Source organism: Acinetobacter sp. 1125_18A (assembly GCF_052824985.1).
Genome location: NZ_VTDG01000003.1, coordinates 49,809 through 65,289, shown reverse-complemented (window position 1 = coordinate 65,289; position 15,481 = coordinate 49,809). Strand labels below are relative to the sequence as shown.

The 15,481-nt window shown below is 38.1% G+C and carries 13 protein-coding genes; 7 read left to right on the top strand and 6 right to left on the bottom strand.

Annotated elements, in window-relative coordinates:
* The first annotated feature begins 144 nt into the window (after window positions 1–144).
* Window positions 145–1,020, top strand: a complete 876-nt coding sequence (locus FY049_RS05800) for a LysR substrate-binding domain-containing protein (RefSeq protein WP_166782395.1) — start codon at window positions 145–147, stop codon at window positions 1,018–1,020.
* A gap of 157 nt (window positions 1,021–1,177) precedes the next feature.
* On the opposite strand, the gene FY049_RS05795 is transcribed toward FY049_RS05800, so the two are convergent.
* From FY049_RS05795 to FY049_RS05785, 3 genes are all read right to left on the bottom strand, one after another.
* Entirely contained in the window at window positions 1,178–2,260 is a 1,083-nt protein-coding gene (locus FY049_RS05795; RefSeq protein ID WP_262781388.1) for a YheT family hydrolase, read from the bottom strand.
* A gap of 90 nt (window positions 2,261–2,350) precedes the next feature.
* Complete coding sequence (locus FY049_RS05790; protein ID WP_105712513.1) at window positions 2,351–2,761, bottom strand: nuclear transport factor 2 family protein; 411 nt, start codon at window positions 2,759–2,761, stop codon at window positions 2,351–2,353.
* 138 nt (window positions 2,762–2,899) lie between these two features.
* Window positions 2,900–4,924 (bottom strand): NADPH-dependent 2,4-dienoyl-CoA reductase, encoded by a 2,025-nt coding sequence (locus FY049_RS05785; protein ID WP_004719904.1) that lies wholly within the window; start codon window positions 4,922–4,924, stop codon window positions 2,900–2,902.
* Window positions 4,925–5,092: 168 nt separating this feature from the next.
* Between FY049_RS05785 and FY049_RS05780 the strand changes: the two genes are divergently transcribed.
* Entirely contained in the window at window positions 5,093–5,644 is a 552-nt protein-coding gene (locus tag FY049_RS05780; protein WP_004719902.1) for a PadR family transcriptional regulator, read from the top strand.
* Window positions 5,645–5,652: 8 nt separating this feature from the next.
* Window positions 5,653–6,564, top strand: coding sequence for an alpha/beta fold hydrolase (locus FY049_RS05775; protein ID WP_034615279.1), 912 nt, complete (start codon window positions 5,653–5,655; stop codon window positions 6,562–6,564).
* A 461-nt stretch (window positions 6,565–7,025) separates the two neighbouring features.
* On the opposite strand, the gene FY049_RS05770 is transcribed toward FY049_RS05775, so the two are convergent.
* The 3 genes from FY049_RS05770 to FY049_RS05760 form a co-directional block, all read right to left on the bottom strand.
* Window positions 7,026–8,291: a DcaP family trimeric outer membrane transporter gene (locus tag FY049_RS05770; RefSeq protein ID WP_446083349.1), complete on the bottom strand. Its 1,266-nt coding sequence runs from the start codon at window positions 8,289–8,291 to the stop codon at window positions 7,026–7,028.
* 108 nt (window positions 8,292–8,399) lie between these two features.
* Entirely contained in the window at window positions 8,400–9,773 is a 1,374-nt protein-coding gene (locus FY049_RS05765; RefSeq protein ID WP_446083348.1) for an aromatic acid/H+ symport family MFS transporter, read from the bottom strand.
* Window positions 9,774–10,233: 460 nt separating this feature from the next.
* On the bottom strand, window positions 10,234–11,160 hold the full coding sequence (locus FY049_RS05760) for a LysR family transcriptional regulator (protein ID WP_004821871.1): 927 nt from the start codon (window positions 11,158–11,160) through the stop codon (window positions 10,234–10,236).
* A gap of 282 nt (window positions 11,161–11,442) precedes the next feature.
* On the opposite strand from FY049_RS05760, the gene catA reads away from it, so the two are divergent.
* From catA to benC, 4 genes are all read left to right on the top strand, one after another.
* Entirely contained in the window at window positions 11,443–12,363 is a 921-nt protein-coding gene (gene catA / locus FY049_RS05755) for a catechol 1,2-dioxygenase (protein WP_270382470.1), read from the top strand.
* A gap of 81 nt (window positions 12,364–12,444) precedes the next feature.
* On the top strand, window positions 12,445–13,845 hold the full coding sequence (gene benA, locus FY049_RS05750; RefSeq protein WP_446083493.1) for a benzoate 1,2-dioxygenase large subunit: 1,401 nt from the start codon (window positions 12,445–12,447) through the stop codon (window positions 13,843–13,845).
* Window positions 13,842–14,351 (top strand): benzoate 1,2-dioxygenase small subunit, encoded by a 510-nt coding sequence (benB, locus tag FY049_RS05745; protein ID WP_004821879.1) that lies wholly within the window; start codon window positions 13,842–13,844, stop codon window positions 14,349–14,351. The genes benA and benB overlap by 4 nt, the downstream gene beginning before the upstream one ends.
* 108 nt (window positions 14,352–14,459) lie before the next feature.
* A complete protein-coding gene (gene benC / locus FY049_RS05740; RefSeq protein ID WP_151803075.1) occupies window positions 14,460–15,476 on the top strand; it encodes a benzoate 1,2-dioxygenase electron transfer component BenC in 1,017 nt (338 codons plus the stop codon).
* The last annotated feature ends 5 nt before the right edge of the window (window positions 15,477–15,481 follow it).

Sequence of the window (15,481 nt, the reverse complement as noted above, 5' to 3'; positions counted from 1 at the left end):
TGCAATGTAACTCTACGAAGATAATCAATTCATCTTAGGTGAAACAATCTAAACTTGACCAATGTAAAAAAATATATCTGTATGCATTTTTTGCATATCACTTGTTATACTTTGCTTGAGTTAAATATTTATTGGTGATTGAACATGACGCTTGAAATTCGGTGGATAGAGGATCTTCTTGCATTAGACCAAGAAAAATCCATTTCTAAAGCTGCAGCTATACGTCATGTCACTCAATCGGCTTTTACACGTAGAATACAAAATATTGAAGAGTCGTTAGGGTTTCAAATTTTAAAGCGTTATAGTAAAAACATTGATTTTACAGATGCTGGTCAAGTCTTGCTTTCAACAGCAAAAAACATTCAGAACCAAATGGATACAACAATAAAGTATTTAGAGAAAAATATTAAGGATAATGAACTCTCAATTAAATTTGCAGTATCACACTCACTCATCACGCAGTTTTTTCCCAAATTTATTCAAAAACTATACTCAGACTATAATGATCTAAAGTTAGAAATTATTGCTGCAAATCTGCAACAAGGCATACATTTATTAAAAGAAGGTTCTTGTGATTTTCTCATTTGTTATTGTGATCAACTCACTTTACAACAATTGGATCTCACACTTTTTACTTATCATAAAATTGTAAATATGCAAATTGTGCCAGTTACAGCAAGCAAAAATGGATTACCTAAATACCAACTTAATCAAACCTTCCCCCTTTTGGCCTATAGTAAACAAGCCTATCTGAGAAAATGTGTAGATAAAATTATAGAAAGTAAACTCAATTACCGAACATTATATGAAACAGATAATGCCAGTGACTTAAAAGCCTTGGCTTTACAGGGTTTAGGTGTAGCCTGGCTACCTCGCTTACTGATTGAAGAAGAAATAAATGAAAATAAATTAAAAATACTTGATGGTTATAGTTTTTTTCAAGATATTTATATCGTTCGTAGCAATATTATTTACTCACAAAAGATAAATTTTGTTTGGAATTATTTAGCGCTTAAATAGGTCTTTATTTTAAAAATTTATTTTTAATATTTACTTTGACCTAACAACTGAGGATCAATCCCCCCAGTTGAACAATTAAAACTGACAGATCTAATGATAATAGTTTGATCTGTCAGTTTTTTTAACTTAAATAAATATTTATTGATACTGCGTATCATCATGAATACTGTCTTAAAAAATCAGCCATTAAACGCGAAGCCCAAGATTTGGTATTAAGACCTTCATAAAAACCACAATGACTGCCCTTTTTGGTTGTCACCACCACAACATTATCCATATTTTGAATGGTTTCTTTAAACGGTTCTAAATTCTTGATTGAACATACAGGATCATCTTCTGAGTTTAGAATCATTAATGGAATTTTAACATTTTCAAATACATAAATTGGATTGGTGGCTTTTGAATAGCTTTCATAATCTGAAAATCCAGCCATTTCAAAATATTCAGTCTGAAACTCTTGTAAGGTTTTCGTTTGTAAAACATTTTGTACAGAATGTAATGGTGTCCAGGTTTGTTCATAAGGCTTAATAAATGCCTTAAACAATTTTTTGGTCATGACTTTGGTGTAGAAAGGATGGACATTTTGAAATCCAAGCTCAGTATCATAACCAGGGCACATGGCAAAAGCCGCTTTAAAAGGTGTATCTAGGCCTTGTTCGCCAAGATAACGCACAAGTAGGCCTGTACCAGCGGAAGAACCAACTGCATAAAGATCAGATTGTGGAAATAGGTTTTGAATCGAAGCCAATTGCTCTTTTAAGTCAGAGGTTGAACCAAAAATCGACATTAGTGGAACAGGCATAGGTAAGCCCGCATGCCCACGGCGTAGACATAATGCAATACGCCATCCTGTATATTCATGTAGATCTTTGACCAATTCACGCATACTGTCAGGTGTACCTGTAATCGTATGCATAATAACAATGGTTGGGGTTTCTTGTGGTAAATCGTAGCCATACCAAGCAATTGCCGTGACCCCACCATCTTGCATGGTCAGCTGATCAATTCGATCATAGTCTAGCTTAATGGATTTTTTCTTAATTAAATCAAAATATAACAGGTGAGCATGGGTATTGCTGAGCCATGGTGTAGGACGATATTTATCCTGTAGTTGAGGGAGTTTCTTGATAATCTCAGACATTTTTCCTTGCTGATTAAAATACAGCTTTGGTAATTCAGCACCTGTCACTTGATCCAATAAATCTTGGCTAATCTCAGTAAACTTATGTAATACAGACATTTTCCACCTCAACTCTTTTATCACTCATCATCATTTTAAAAATTAAGAAATTTTTCACGCTTAATTTTATTTATTGCAGTATATACGTAATTAGGCTTTAGGTATAAAGCTGGCCATACGTTGCCCCATTTGAGCTGCCAATGCTTCCAAACCACTTTTTGGTCGAATCATCACTTCAAAATCAACAATTTGACCTTGTTCATTAAAACGAATCATATCAATCCCTTTTAATTTTTTTTCACCCACATTGGCAGAAAATTCTAAAACTACACTTTGCTCATCTTCTGTAAAAAATTCTCGATGATATGTAAAGTTTTCAAAAATTTGAATCACATTGCTTAAAATGAAAAAGACCACTTGCTTACCTTCATAGGGGGTATAAGCCACAGGTGAACGAAAGACCACATCGTCTGCCAGTAATTCATTTAAAAGACTCATGTCTCGACTTTCCAGCATGTTGTGCCATTTTTGAATTGCAGGTTTGGTATTTGTATAGCTCATTTTTATATCCCTTTGATTTGAAATACTTTGAATTTATGTCCATCATTTTTAAAGATCATTCATAAAATCCCTTCTCTCGCAGCATGCTTCGCACTACACATGGCTTAAAGAGAAGGAGTTCAAACAGCGTTAATCCTTTTAAATCACAGCTGCCAATTCAGCGCCTTGGCGAATTGCACGCTTCGCATCTAACTCACCCGCTTCTTTCGCACCACCAATCAAATGTACAGATTTTCCATCAGCTTGGAGTTGATCAAACATTGCTGTATAGGGTTCTTGGCCCGCACAAATCACCACATTATCGACATCTAAAATCATGGTTTTTTCGCCAACTGTAATATGTAAGCCCTGATCATCAATCTTGTCGTAACTTGCACCAGGAATCATATTGACATGGCGATGTTTTAAACCAGTACGATGAATCCAACCTGTTGTTTTACCTAAACCAGCGCCAACAGATTTGGCTTTACGTTGCAGTAAATAGATTTCACGAGGAGATTGTTCGATCTCAGGTTGTTTCAAACCACCCACATGTTCATAGGATGTATCAATTCCCCATTCATCATAGAATTTTTGTGGATTTAAGCTGCCACTCTCGCCTTCATGGGAAAGATATTCAGCAGTATCAAAACCAATACCGCCTGCACCAATAATTGCTACTTTCTTACCGACAGGTTTACGCTCACGTAAAACCTCGATATATGACAAAACTTTTGGATGATCGATACCTTCAATATTTAAATGACGAGGCGTTACACCTGTAGCCACCACAACATCATCAAAGTCACCTGTCGCTAATTCTTCATAGCTTGCAGTGTGGTTAAGTACCAGTTTGATATTCGGTTGTAATTCAATTTTACGTTTAAAATAACGTAAAGTTTCATAGAACTCTTCTTTGCCAGGAATGGTTTTTGCAATATTAAACTGACCACCAATCTGATTAGATGCTTCAAAGATTGTGACTTTGTGTCCACGATCAGCTGCATATGTTGCAAAACTAAGTCCTGCTGGCCCTGCCCCAATCACAGCAATATTTTTAGCTACTGGCGATTCTTTAAAAATAAGTTCAGTTTCATAACATGCACGTGGATTGACCAAACACGTTGCAATTTTCATTGAAAAAATATGATCTAAGCAAGCTTGGTTACAACCGATACAGGTATTGATTTCATCAGCACGGCCTTGTTCAGCCTTCAATACAAAATGCGAATCTGCAAGCATTGGGCGCGCCATCGAAATAATATCAGCATCGCCTTGAGCCAAGACATGCTCAGCCATTTCAGGCGTATTGATACGGTTCGAGGTAATTAAAGGAACTTTGACGGAACCTTTTAATTTTTTAGTCACCCAAGTAAATGCGGCACGCGGTACTTTGGTGGCAATGGTTGGAATACGTGCTTCATGCCAGCCAATTCCAGTATTGATAATGGTTGCACCAGCTTTTTCAATTTCTTTCGCAAGTTGAATCACTTCTTCAAGTGTAGAGCCACCTTCAACCAAATCCAGCATAGATAAACGATAGATAATGATGAAGTTTTCGCCGACTTCCTGACGTGTTCTTCTGACAATTTCAATTGGGAAACGGATACGATTTTCATAACTCCCACCCCATTCATCATCACGGTGATTGGTACGTGCAGCAATAAACTCATTAATCAGATAACCTTCTGATCCCATGATTTCCACACCATCATAACCTGCGATTTGTGACAATTTTGCACAGTTGGCAAAGTCTGCAATGGTTTGATGAACTTCTGCTGAAGTTAAAGCATGCGGTTTAGTTGGATTGATTGGCGCTTGTATCGCGGATGGTGCAACATTCTCAGGCTGATAAGAGTAACGACCTGTATGTAAAATTTGCAGTGCAATTTTACCGCCAGCATCATGCACAGCTTTGGTAATGACCTTATGTTTTTCTGCTTCTTCTAAATGATCCAGTTTTGAACCACCAAAGAATGTTACTCCATGATCATTGGGCGAGATACCACCCGTCACAATTAAGCCAACGCCACCTGCTGCACGTTCTGCATAAAATGCAGCCATACGTTCATATCCACCTTGAACTTCTTCTAGTCCAACATGCATTGAACCCATCAATACACGGTTTTTTAATGTGGTAAAGCCTAAATCTAAAGGCGCAAGTAAATGCGGATAATTAGACATGTGAACTCCCTTGGCGTGCTCTCGCTAGCTATCAATCTGTTAAATGACACTTCATATCTGTTTAATGCAACAAGTTGCATAGTGTGAGTATTTATAATCGAGATTTGATTTTTATGCAACATGTTGCATAATGACTTTATATTCATTTTGTTGATGTGATATTACACAATGTCATTAGCCCATGTTTTATTGACCAGTCTGATAGAGAAGCCAAGTACAGGTTTTGAATTGGCGCGACGCTTTGACCGATCTATGGGATTCTTCTGGAATGCAACGCATCAACAAATCTACCGTGAACTTAACGGTATGCAAAAGAAAGGCTGGATTTCCACCCTTGAAGATCAGTCTGATCATGGCAGAAAAAAAACCTATCAAGTTGAGCAACTTGGACGAGTGGAACTGGCAGACTGGATGGTTAAACAAGGCCAACCTGCCCAGCTTCGTGAAGAAATTATGGTTCGCTTACGAGCAGAAGCACAATTTGGTGGAAATACTGTTTTACCTGAACTTGAGCGTCATTTAGAATTACATCGTGAAAATTTAAAACTATACCGCCAGATTTTTTCCAAAGATTTTGAACAAATCGAGCAACTGGATCGAACTTTATATATTCACAAAATGATTTTACAATTAGGTATAGACTTAGAAATGGGCTGGATCAATTGGCTCGACCAAGTCATTCCACAGCTTAAAGCGTTTGAGAATAAAGAGAATTCATAGGAAACTGCATGCCACACTATACAATGCCAGATGGCGAAAAATTATTTGTTCGTGAAATTGGTCAGGGGGAACCTGTACTGGTTCTGTCTGGTTTAGGTATGCATAGTTGGCAATGGCTTCCCTTTTTACTGCCTAATATTAAACATTATAAATTTTATATCCCAGATTGGCGCGGATTTGGTGGCTCTAGAACCTGTAAGATCCCTCAAGAAATCGATGCGATTAGCAACCATTGGCGTGATCTTGAAAGCTTAATTGACCAGTTAAATTTAGATCATTTTATTCTTATGGGTTATTCCATGGGAGCAACCACTGCCATGCATGGGATGCAATATGGCAATTTGGCTGAAAAACTCAAAGCTTATCTACACATTGATCAAACCCCTAAAATTCCAACGGATGAAACATGGGAATTTGGTTTATTTGGGAAAAAGTATTTTAAAATTAAAAGATTGCTAAAAGACTTCTCTGATTTTTTACATCAATATTCAAACTATCGTTTTGTTGATGAATTACCAATTGAACCACGAACTGAACTGATTCAAATTTGGTTAAATTTTATTAAAATTCAAGGCAGTAATAAATTAAGCCCATTTATGTTTAATTTGGCGCTTAAACATCCTCAATTACAAAAACATTTATTACCTATCCGTCGAATGGATTATTTAACTTGGTATATCGATAATTATCTAAACCATGATGAAGATTATCGTCAGGCAATTTCACAATTGGAATGTCCAACTACATTTTTTATTGGGGAAAAATCATCACTCTATCCTGCTGAAGGTCAAATGCAAATTTCTGACAGTTTGGCCAATGCGAAAAATATTATTTTTAAACGTTCAGGGCATACGCCGCTTATTACGGAGCCCGTAAAATTTAGCCAAGCAATCCGTTTATTTTTAAAAGAATCCGCTTAATTTAAACGAATAACGAACAATATAAAAAACCTTGTTTAAATCAAATTAAAAGAGGTTTTTTATCAAATTACTCATGTTATCTTTAAAAAACGCTTTTAAAGTCGTTATTTAATACCAATCCATATATTGATCATCATATAAATTAAACAGCTTTATACATTATTGAACCATACATGGTCATTCTATCGTGAGGCGACATGGATGTCGCCGTTGGGTGGGGGTACAGGACGTACCTCTCACCCAACAGAGGATTTTTGTCCCTTTTCATCCCTGCAAAGGGAGGCATCGCCTACGCAAATATAATTAAACTTTAAATGCAAGGTATGGCTGTACAAACTTTATCACCATATGAATTAACGTTTATAGAATAGTGTAAATTTCATATTTTTTTTAAAGACTTCACCTCATTTTAATATCCTCTAAAACTCTACTTTCGCAAGAAGACTAAATAGAAGTATTTATCAAAAATTATAGATCGCAACCGCATTAAAACGATTATCCTCACCTGTATCCTGTCCATTTGGCGCTGCAACAAAGGCTTTACGCTCACCATAAACATATTCCAGACCAAAACTTAACGGTTTTTTCGGGCTATAAAATACATTGGCCCAAGCTTGCCAAAGTGTTTTATTAGCTTTGGTCGGATCACTCAAATATCGAATATAATCCTGATTTTCATCTGCTTTCATATAGCCATATCCCAATGTTCCTCGCCATTGTGAGTTAAACTGTTGCGTCAGCCCCACAGTGATTGAGTCAAATTGATTCAGCGCCATGATATTTTTATTGGCATCTATAGCAAAGCCTTGGTTCGTCCATGACACTAAAATGGAATCACCTTTAACATGATAATAATCTGCTTTAAATGTGGTTTTTGCAGAAATATCGTATTTTGCTCCAAGTCCAATACCCCAAGCGAGTTCATTATCAGCAACAGTCCTCTTTTCACTAACCATGCCTCGCAAACTCAATGCACCTGTCCGATCAGCAAATGATTGATTTAGTCGAGTTGATAAAACCGGGATCCGCATATTCGATAAGGCATCTTTGGAATCTTCCAAAGCCGTTACCAGCTGTGTTTCTGCATTAAATTTATGGGTATAACGAATTTGTGCATCTCGTTTAACAGCGCCCCCCACATAACCCAAAGCATCAATTGTTTCTGGCATATAATCGGGAACTGCAAAGTTAGACCATGTTTGACCAATCAACCATTGACCATAATTAAAATAGGCATGGCGAATTCTAAGTCCATCATTCGCACCCAAGAAATCAACTTCTATTTTTCCTGAAATATCTTTGTCAGCAGTTTTAAAATCTAAACCTAAACGAGTCGCGGCAAGTGTTGATTTTAATTGATCACTACTTTCATTATGGCCTTTAAGCGGTACGCTATTGATCTGATTATACAGTCGATCGGCACTTCCACCTTCCGACTGATACAATAGATCCGCACGGATATTCCCATATAGTGTTACTTCTGCACCTGCTTTTGTTCGTGCAAAGCTTTGATCTTTTGCCTGCGATACAACCTGTGCCGCTTTAACATTATTTTCCAATGCCACAATTTGCTTATTTTGCATGTGTTGCTGTTGTTCAATCATTGAACGTAATTGTTTAACTTCATTACGTAACTGTTCAACTTCTGTCATCGAATCTGCATGCGCCATATTTAGGCTAAGTAATCCCATTGACACCAAAATGATGTTGTAGTTAAATTTTTTCATTGTAGAAAGCATCCTATTCTCTACGATTGATTATTTTGAACCAGCCTTAATCCTCATGATTCAGGCTGAAATACCAAGTCAGTTTGTGCGTGAGTTTGGTTTACGAGCTTAGTTAATTGTATTTCCAACAATCTTTTGTTGAGTTGTTGGTGCTTCGGCCGTTTGAGTTTTTTCCACTGAAGCATTTAAATTCACAAAGAATATTGCCAGTGCTGCAATAAATCCTGGGACAGCGATAACAAGAAAATTCATTTGGTGAGGTAACTCTAGAGTCAGCAATGCACCTGTTAAGACTGGTCCAACAATGGCACCAATTCGTCCAATGCCTGACGCCCACCCCATACCTGTAGAACGTACTGTTGCTGGATAAAATTGTGCAACAAAGGTATAGAGTAAAATTTGTGAACCAATGGTTGCTGCACCAGCAATTGCAATCAAGGTATAGAGAATGAATTGTGGGCTTTTAAAACCAAGGAAAATGAGCGCAATCGCACCAACCGTAAACATGATGGTCAATACGGGTTTAATATGAAATTTATCCGCCAAAGCACCACCACCAATTGCACCAACCATGCCACCAATATTTAATGCAAATAAGAAGATCATACTTGCACCCAGTGAATAGCCTGCTTGGATCATTAATTTAGGCAACCAACTTCCGAGTGCATAAACCATTAATAAACACATAAAGAAAGCAATCCAGAACATTACTGTGCTTGATCGACGGCCTTGCTGAAACAATGCACGTAACGGTGCTTCATCACCAGCGGTGACTTCATTTAATTCAAATTGAGTCGAGGAATGGATCTGTTGCTGCGGTGCAATTTTCTGTACCACTTCTCGCACTTGATCCGTTTTGCCTTGGTGAGTTAGAAACATCAATGATTCAGGTAAAAACTTCCAAATAAGGGGTAAAGCTAAGAATGGGATAATCGCGATATAAAACATGATTTTCCAACCATAATCGACCACCAGCCAAGCACCCAGCAAGGCAGATGTCATACCACCAATGGCATAGCCACTAAACATAACAGCGACCAGTGTGCTACGTATACGTTTAGGCGCATACTCAGTCATTAAAGCCACCACGTTCGGCATCACACCACCAATACCAAGTCCTGCTAAAAATCTGAGAATCCCAAATTCAACGGGTGTTGATGCAAATGCACCGAGAAAAGTAAATCCACTAAAAATAGCCACACAAATCATGATGGTTTTTTTACGGCCCAACTTATCAGACAGTGTTCCAAAACTCATTGCACCAAACATCATGCCAAAAAGTGCTGTACTGGCTAGCAAGCCTGCTTGTACAGCAGTTAATCCCCACTCTTGCATCAATAAAGGTAAAGCTACGCCATAAATAACCAGATCATAACCATCAAAAATAATAATTAATAAACACCACAATAGAACCCCCCAATGAAAAGGGGTGAATTTTGCTTCATCCACGATGCGATTAATATTTAGTTTACTCGTTTGCACTTTTGCCTCCTGCGGTGAAACGCTACGAAATTTTTTCAAACAATGAGGCAGCTGTTATTTTTTGTCCAAAACCGATTGAATATATATCCATACCTTAAAAGTCGGTTTAATATTTTTTATTGAATAAACAAGGGATTAAAAAGAATTAATAAAGAAATCGGGCTTTATATTTTCAATGATTTATTTTTTATTTTAATGATTATCTCGATATTTTTAGAGTATTAGAACAAATCAATCGACTTTTTCTGATTTTTCAATATGTTACTTTTCACGCAAAATAACATCTATAAATGACTTTTCATTCAATGATTGAACTGAATAGGCTTCTATCTTAAGTCCTTTTTTAAATCATAAATCAACATAAAAGCACCCTCATCCTAGCCTTCTCCCAAAGGGAGAAGGAACTTTCAATGCTAATTTATTAACAATATATGCGCATTTTTTGATTGATGACAGCGGTTTAATAGATGGTCGTAAAGCTCGCACGATCATATTGAAAACCTTCTAAATCATAAACCTGATAAATACAATCAAATAAAGACCGAATATTTTCACTTTCATCCATACAACGTATTGCCATAAAAATTGGGCTTTTTGCAGAGCTATCTAACAATGGGATATAGATTAAATTCGGCAATTGAATGGTTTTTGCACTCTCGGGCACAATACATACCCCTTCACCTGCAGCAACCAATCCCAAAGCCAGTTGAATTTCTCGAACTTCTTTTAGATTCTTAGGATCTAGACCATGCTCGGAAAACAGATGACGTACTTGAGTGGAAAAATTGGGCTTAGGGTGACTTGGGTAAAGGAATAAGTTCTCATCTTCAATATCGGCAAAATAAGTGCCTTTAGAATCTGTAGCAAGATGATGACTGATATGGACAGCCAACATTAACGGCTCCTCTCGTAACAAAACTCGCCTAATGGCAGGATCAGAAATTCTTAAACGTCCAAATCCAACATCAATACGCCCTTCTTTAAGCGCCTGAATTTGATCTTTGGTACTCATTTCAATCAGCTCAATTTTTAAATGCGGCTGTTGTTGACGGAACATATAAACGATTTTGGGTAATAAACCATACAATAAAGAACCCACAAACCCCATTGTTACGGTTTTTTCGATCAAGCCAATTCGCTTGGTCATGGACTTTACTTCTTCGGCATTAGACAAAAGTTTAACAGCGTGTTGATAAAAAAATTGCCCCGCTTCTGTGGTTTTTAACGGACGGCTTCCACGTTCAAAAAGCGCGATACCCAATTCACCTTCAAGGTTTTGAATCTGTCTGCTCAGTGGAGGCTGAGCAATATAAAGCTTTTCTGCTGCTTTGGTAAAACTTTGTTCTTCTACAACAGCAACAAAATAGCGCAAATGCCTGAGTTCCATCTCAAACTCCATACCTTTATGATATAAAAAAATGCAAATTTGATCTTAGACAGCGATCATCCATTCTTTTAAGGTATATCAAAAGCAAGATGTAAAGCAAGACTGTAAAACTTTTGATATTCACAGCCAGCCAAAGAATCTCATTCTGTTAGCCCAATGAATCACTTTTATCAGTTCAAGCTTTAAATCTCGCACATGAAGAACATGGAAAGTGGGCAGCAAAGTTTCAAACGATTTTTTTCGTATGCAATGCCAAACCACGCATACTGCAGGAGATCTAGTATGAACCGTCAAGAAATCGATACTTTGGTCAAACAAATGAATGTAGACACTGCAACAGGTGCAGTCGATACACGTGTACAACAAGTAGTGGTACGTTTATTAGCTGACTTGTTTCAAGCCATTGAAGATTTAGACATTTCACAAAGTGAATTATGGAAAGGCCTAGAATATTTTACTGATGCAGGTCAAGCCAATGAACTTGGTCTTTTAGCAGCGGGTTTAGGTTTGGAACATTATTTGGATTTACGTGCTGATGAAGCAGATGCAAAAGCAGGTATCACAGGTGGCACACCACGCACCATTGAAGGCCCATTATATGTCGCTGGTGCGCCTGAGTCCGTCGGCTTTTCTCGCATGGACGATGGTTCAGAGAGCGATAAAATCGACACCCTATTTATTGAAGGTACAGTAACTGACACAGATGGCAATCTTATCCCAAATGCTAAAGTTGAAATTTGGCATGCCAACAGTTTAGGTAATTACTCTTTCTTTGATAAATCACAGTCAGATTTTAATCTACGCCGTAGCATATTGACTGATAGCAATGGTCAGTATGTTGCACAAACAACTATGCCCGTTGGCTATGGCTGTCCACCACAAGGGACAACTCAGTTTGTACTGAACAAATTAGGCCGCCATGGTAACCGCCCATCTCATGTGCATTATTTCGTATCTGCACCCGGCTATCGCAAATTAACCACACAATTCAACATCGAAGGTGATCAATACCTTTGGGATGATTTTGCCTTTGCAACACGTGATGGCTTAGTGGCAACAGCTATTGATATCAGTGATGAAGCTGAAATTGCCCGTCGTGGTCTCAACAAACCATTTAAACGCATTTCATTCAATGTAGCACTGGTAAAAGAACAACCTAAAGCACCATCTACAGAAGTAGATCGTCGTCGCGCAAGCGCTTAAACCCACACGCACGGAACCGAAATGTTTGCACTATTGCAGCACTTCGGGGACTTCCTCTCATTGGAAAGTCGGAGAACCCATATGCCACGTATTCCTGTTATAAATACCAGCCATCTTGATCGAATTGACGAACTTTTAGTCGATAATTTTGAAACGGGTGAATTTAAACTTCATCGTTCTGTTTTCACAGATCAAGCCCTTTTTGACCTAGAAATGAAATACATCTTTGAAGGCAACTGGGTTTACTTGGCACATGAAAGCCAAATTCCAAATAACAACGATTATTACACCACCACTATGGGGCGTCAGCCCATTATGATTGCACGTAATCGCAATGGTGAATTAAATGCCATGATCAATGCGTGTTCACACCGTGGCGCACAGCTTTGTCGGCATAAGCGTGGTAATAAAGCGACTTATACATGCCCATTCCATGGATGGACATTTAATAACTCTGGAAAACTACTCAAAGTTAAAGATCCAAGCGATGCTGGTTATTCAGACTGCTTCAATAAAGAAGGTTCACACGATCTGAAAAAAGTAGCTCGTTTTGAAAGCTATAAAGGTTTCTTATTTGCCAGTTTAAATCCAGATGTACCAAGTTTAGAAGAATTTTTAGGTGAAACAACCAAAATCATTGACATGATTGTTGATCAATCTGAGCAAGGTTTAGAAGTTTTACGTGGTGCTTCAACCTATACCTATGAAGGTAACTGGAAACTGACTGCTGAAAATGGTGCAGATGGTTATCACGTTTCAGCTGTACATTGGAACTATGCAGCGACCACACAGCAACGTAAAGAAAAACAGCAAGAAAATGACAATGTACGTGCAATGAGTGCAGGTGCTTGGGGCAAACAAGGTGGCGGCTCATACGGTTTTGAGCATGGACATATGCTGTTATGGACTCAATGGGCAAACCCTGAAGATCGTCCTAATTATCCAAAAGCTGATGAGTACACTGAAAAATTCGGTGCCCCAATGTCGAAATGGATGATCGAACGTTCACGTAACTTATGCCTTTATCCAAATGTCTATTTCATGGATCAATTTGGTTCACAAATTCGTGTATTGCGTCCAATTTCAGTCAATAAAACTGAAGTGACGATTTACTGTATTGCACCTGTAGGTGAAAGTCCTGAAGCGCGTACACGACGTATTCGCCAATACGAAGATTTCTTTAATGCTTCGGGCATGGCAACCCCTGATGACCTTGAAGAATTCCGTGCCTGTCAAGCGGGTTATGCTGGTATTGAGCTTGAATGGAATGACATGTGTCGTGGGTCAAAACACTGGATTCAAGGACCTGATGATGCGGCCAATGAAATTGGCTTAAAACCTAAACTGAGTGGTATTAAAACAGAAGATGAAGGCTTATATCTTGCCCAACATCAATACTGGTTAGAAATGATGAAACATGCCATTCAATCTGAAAAAAATCTTGCTCAACAAGAAACATCTCAGCAAGGAGCAACAGCATGAATGCAACAGCAAACATCGATCAAGTTTCTTTAGAAAATATTGCGCAATTTCTCTACCGCGAAGCACGTTTTTTAGATGATGAACAATGGGATCAATGGCTCGCCTGCTACTCACCCTCGGCATGTTTTTGGATGCCTGCTTGGGATGATGATGATCGTTTGACCGAAGATCCTCAGTCTGAAATTTCTTTGATTTATTACCCTGACCGTCAAGGTTTGGAAGACCGTGTTTTTCGGATTAAAACTGAACGTTCTTCAGCAACCATGCCTGATACACGCACTTGCCACAATATTAGCAATATTGAAATTATCGAAAGAGATGGTGACAAAGTCACAGTCCGCTTTAACTGGAATACACTGAGCTTTCGTTACAAAAACAGTTATAGCTACTTTGGTATGTCTCGTTATGTCATCGACTTTTCTGCTACACAACCACAAATTCTGAATAAATATGTGGTGCTAAAAAATGACTACATCAACCAAGTCATCGATATTTACCACCTCTAATTTTTATCTCGAATTGTGTAAACAAAAATATGAGGTGTTTGCTTTAGCCAAATGGAAAGTTGGCTAAAGCACTCAAAAGTTTTAAAGATTTTTATAGGATTTTCAGCCATGTCAAACCACAATGTTGCTCTTCAATTTGAAGATGGCGTAACGCGTTTTATCTCAGTTACACAAGGTGAAACTTTATCTGATGCAGCATATCGCCAGAAAATCAATATTCCTTTAGATTGCCGTGATGGTGCTTGCGGTACATGTCGTGCTTTTTGTGAATCTGGTTCGTTTGACATGCCTGAAGAAAGTTATATTGAGGATGCTTTAACACCAGAAGAAGCTGAACAAGGCTATATCTTGGCCTGCCAATGTAGACCTACTTCTGATGCCGTATTTCAGATTCAAGCTTCATCTGAAGTATGCAAAACCGAAATTCATGCATTTCAAGGTACATTATCTCGTGTTGAAAAGCTCTCTGATTCCACCATCACTTTTGATATTCAATTAGATGAAGGCCAACCCGATATTCATTTTCTTGCAGGTCAGTATGTCAATGTGGCAATTCCACAGACCACTGAAACGCGTTCTTATTCATTCAGTTCAAAACCCGGAAATCGCTTAACAGGCTTTGTGGTACGTAATGTTCCAAATGGAAAGATGAGTGACTTTTTAAGTGCAAATGCCAAAGCGGGCGACAAAATGACCTTTACTGGTCCATTTGGAAGTTTTTACCTTCGTAATGTAGTTCGCCCTGTCGTTATGTTGGCAGGCGGTACAGGTATTGCACCATTTATGTCGATGTTACAAGTGCTTGAAGACAAAGGCTCACAACACCCTGTGCGCTTAGTATTTGGAGTAACCAATGATTTTGACCTTGTAGCACTTGAAAAGCTCAATGAACTGCAAAATAAACTGCCATGGTTTGAATACCGTACAGTCGTTGCACATGCTGAATCAACACATGAACGCAAAGGTTATGTGACAGGTCATATTGACAATGACTGGCTAAATGGCGGTGACGTCGATGTTTATTTATGTGGTCCTGTTCCTATGGTTGAAGCTGTTCGAGGCTGGTTGGATACTGAAGGGATTAAACCTGCAAACTTCTTATTTGAGAAATTCTCTGCAAACTAAAATCG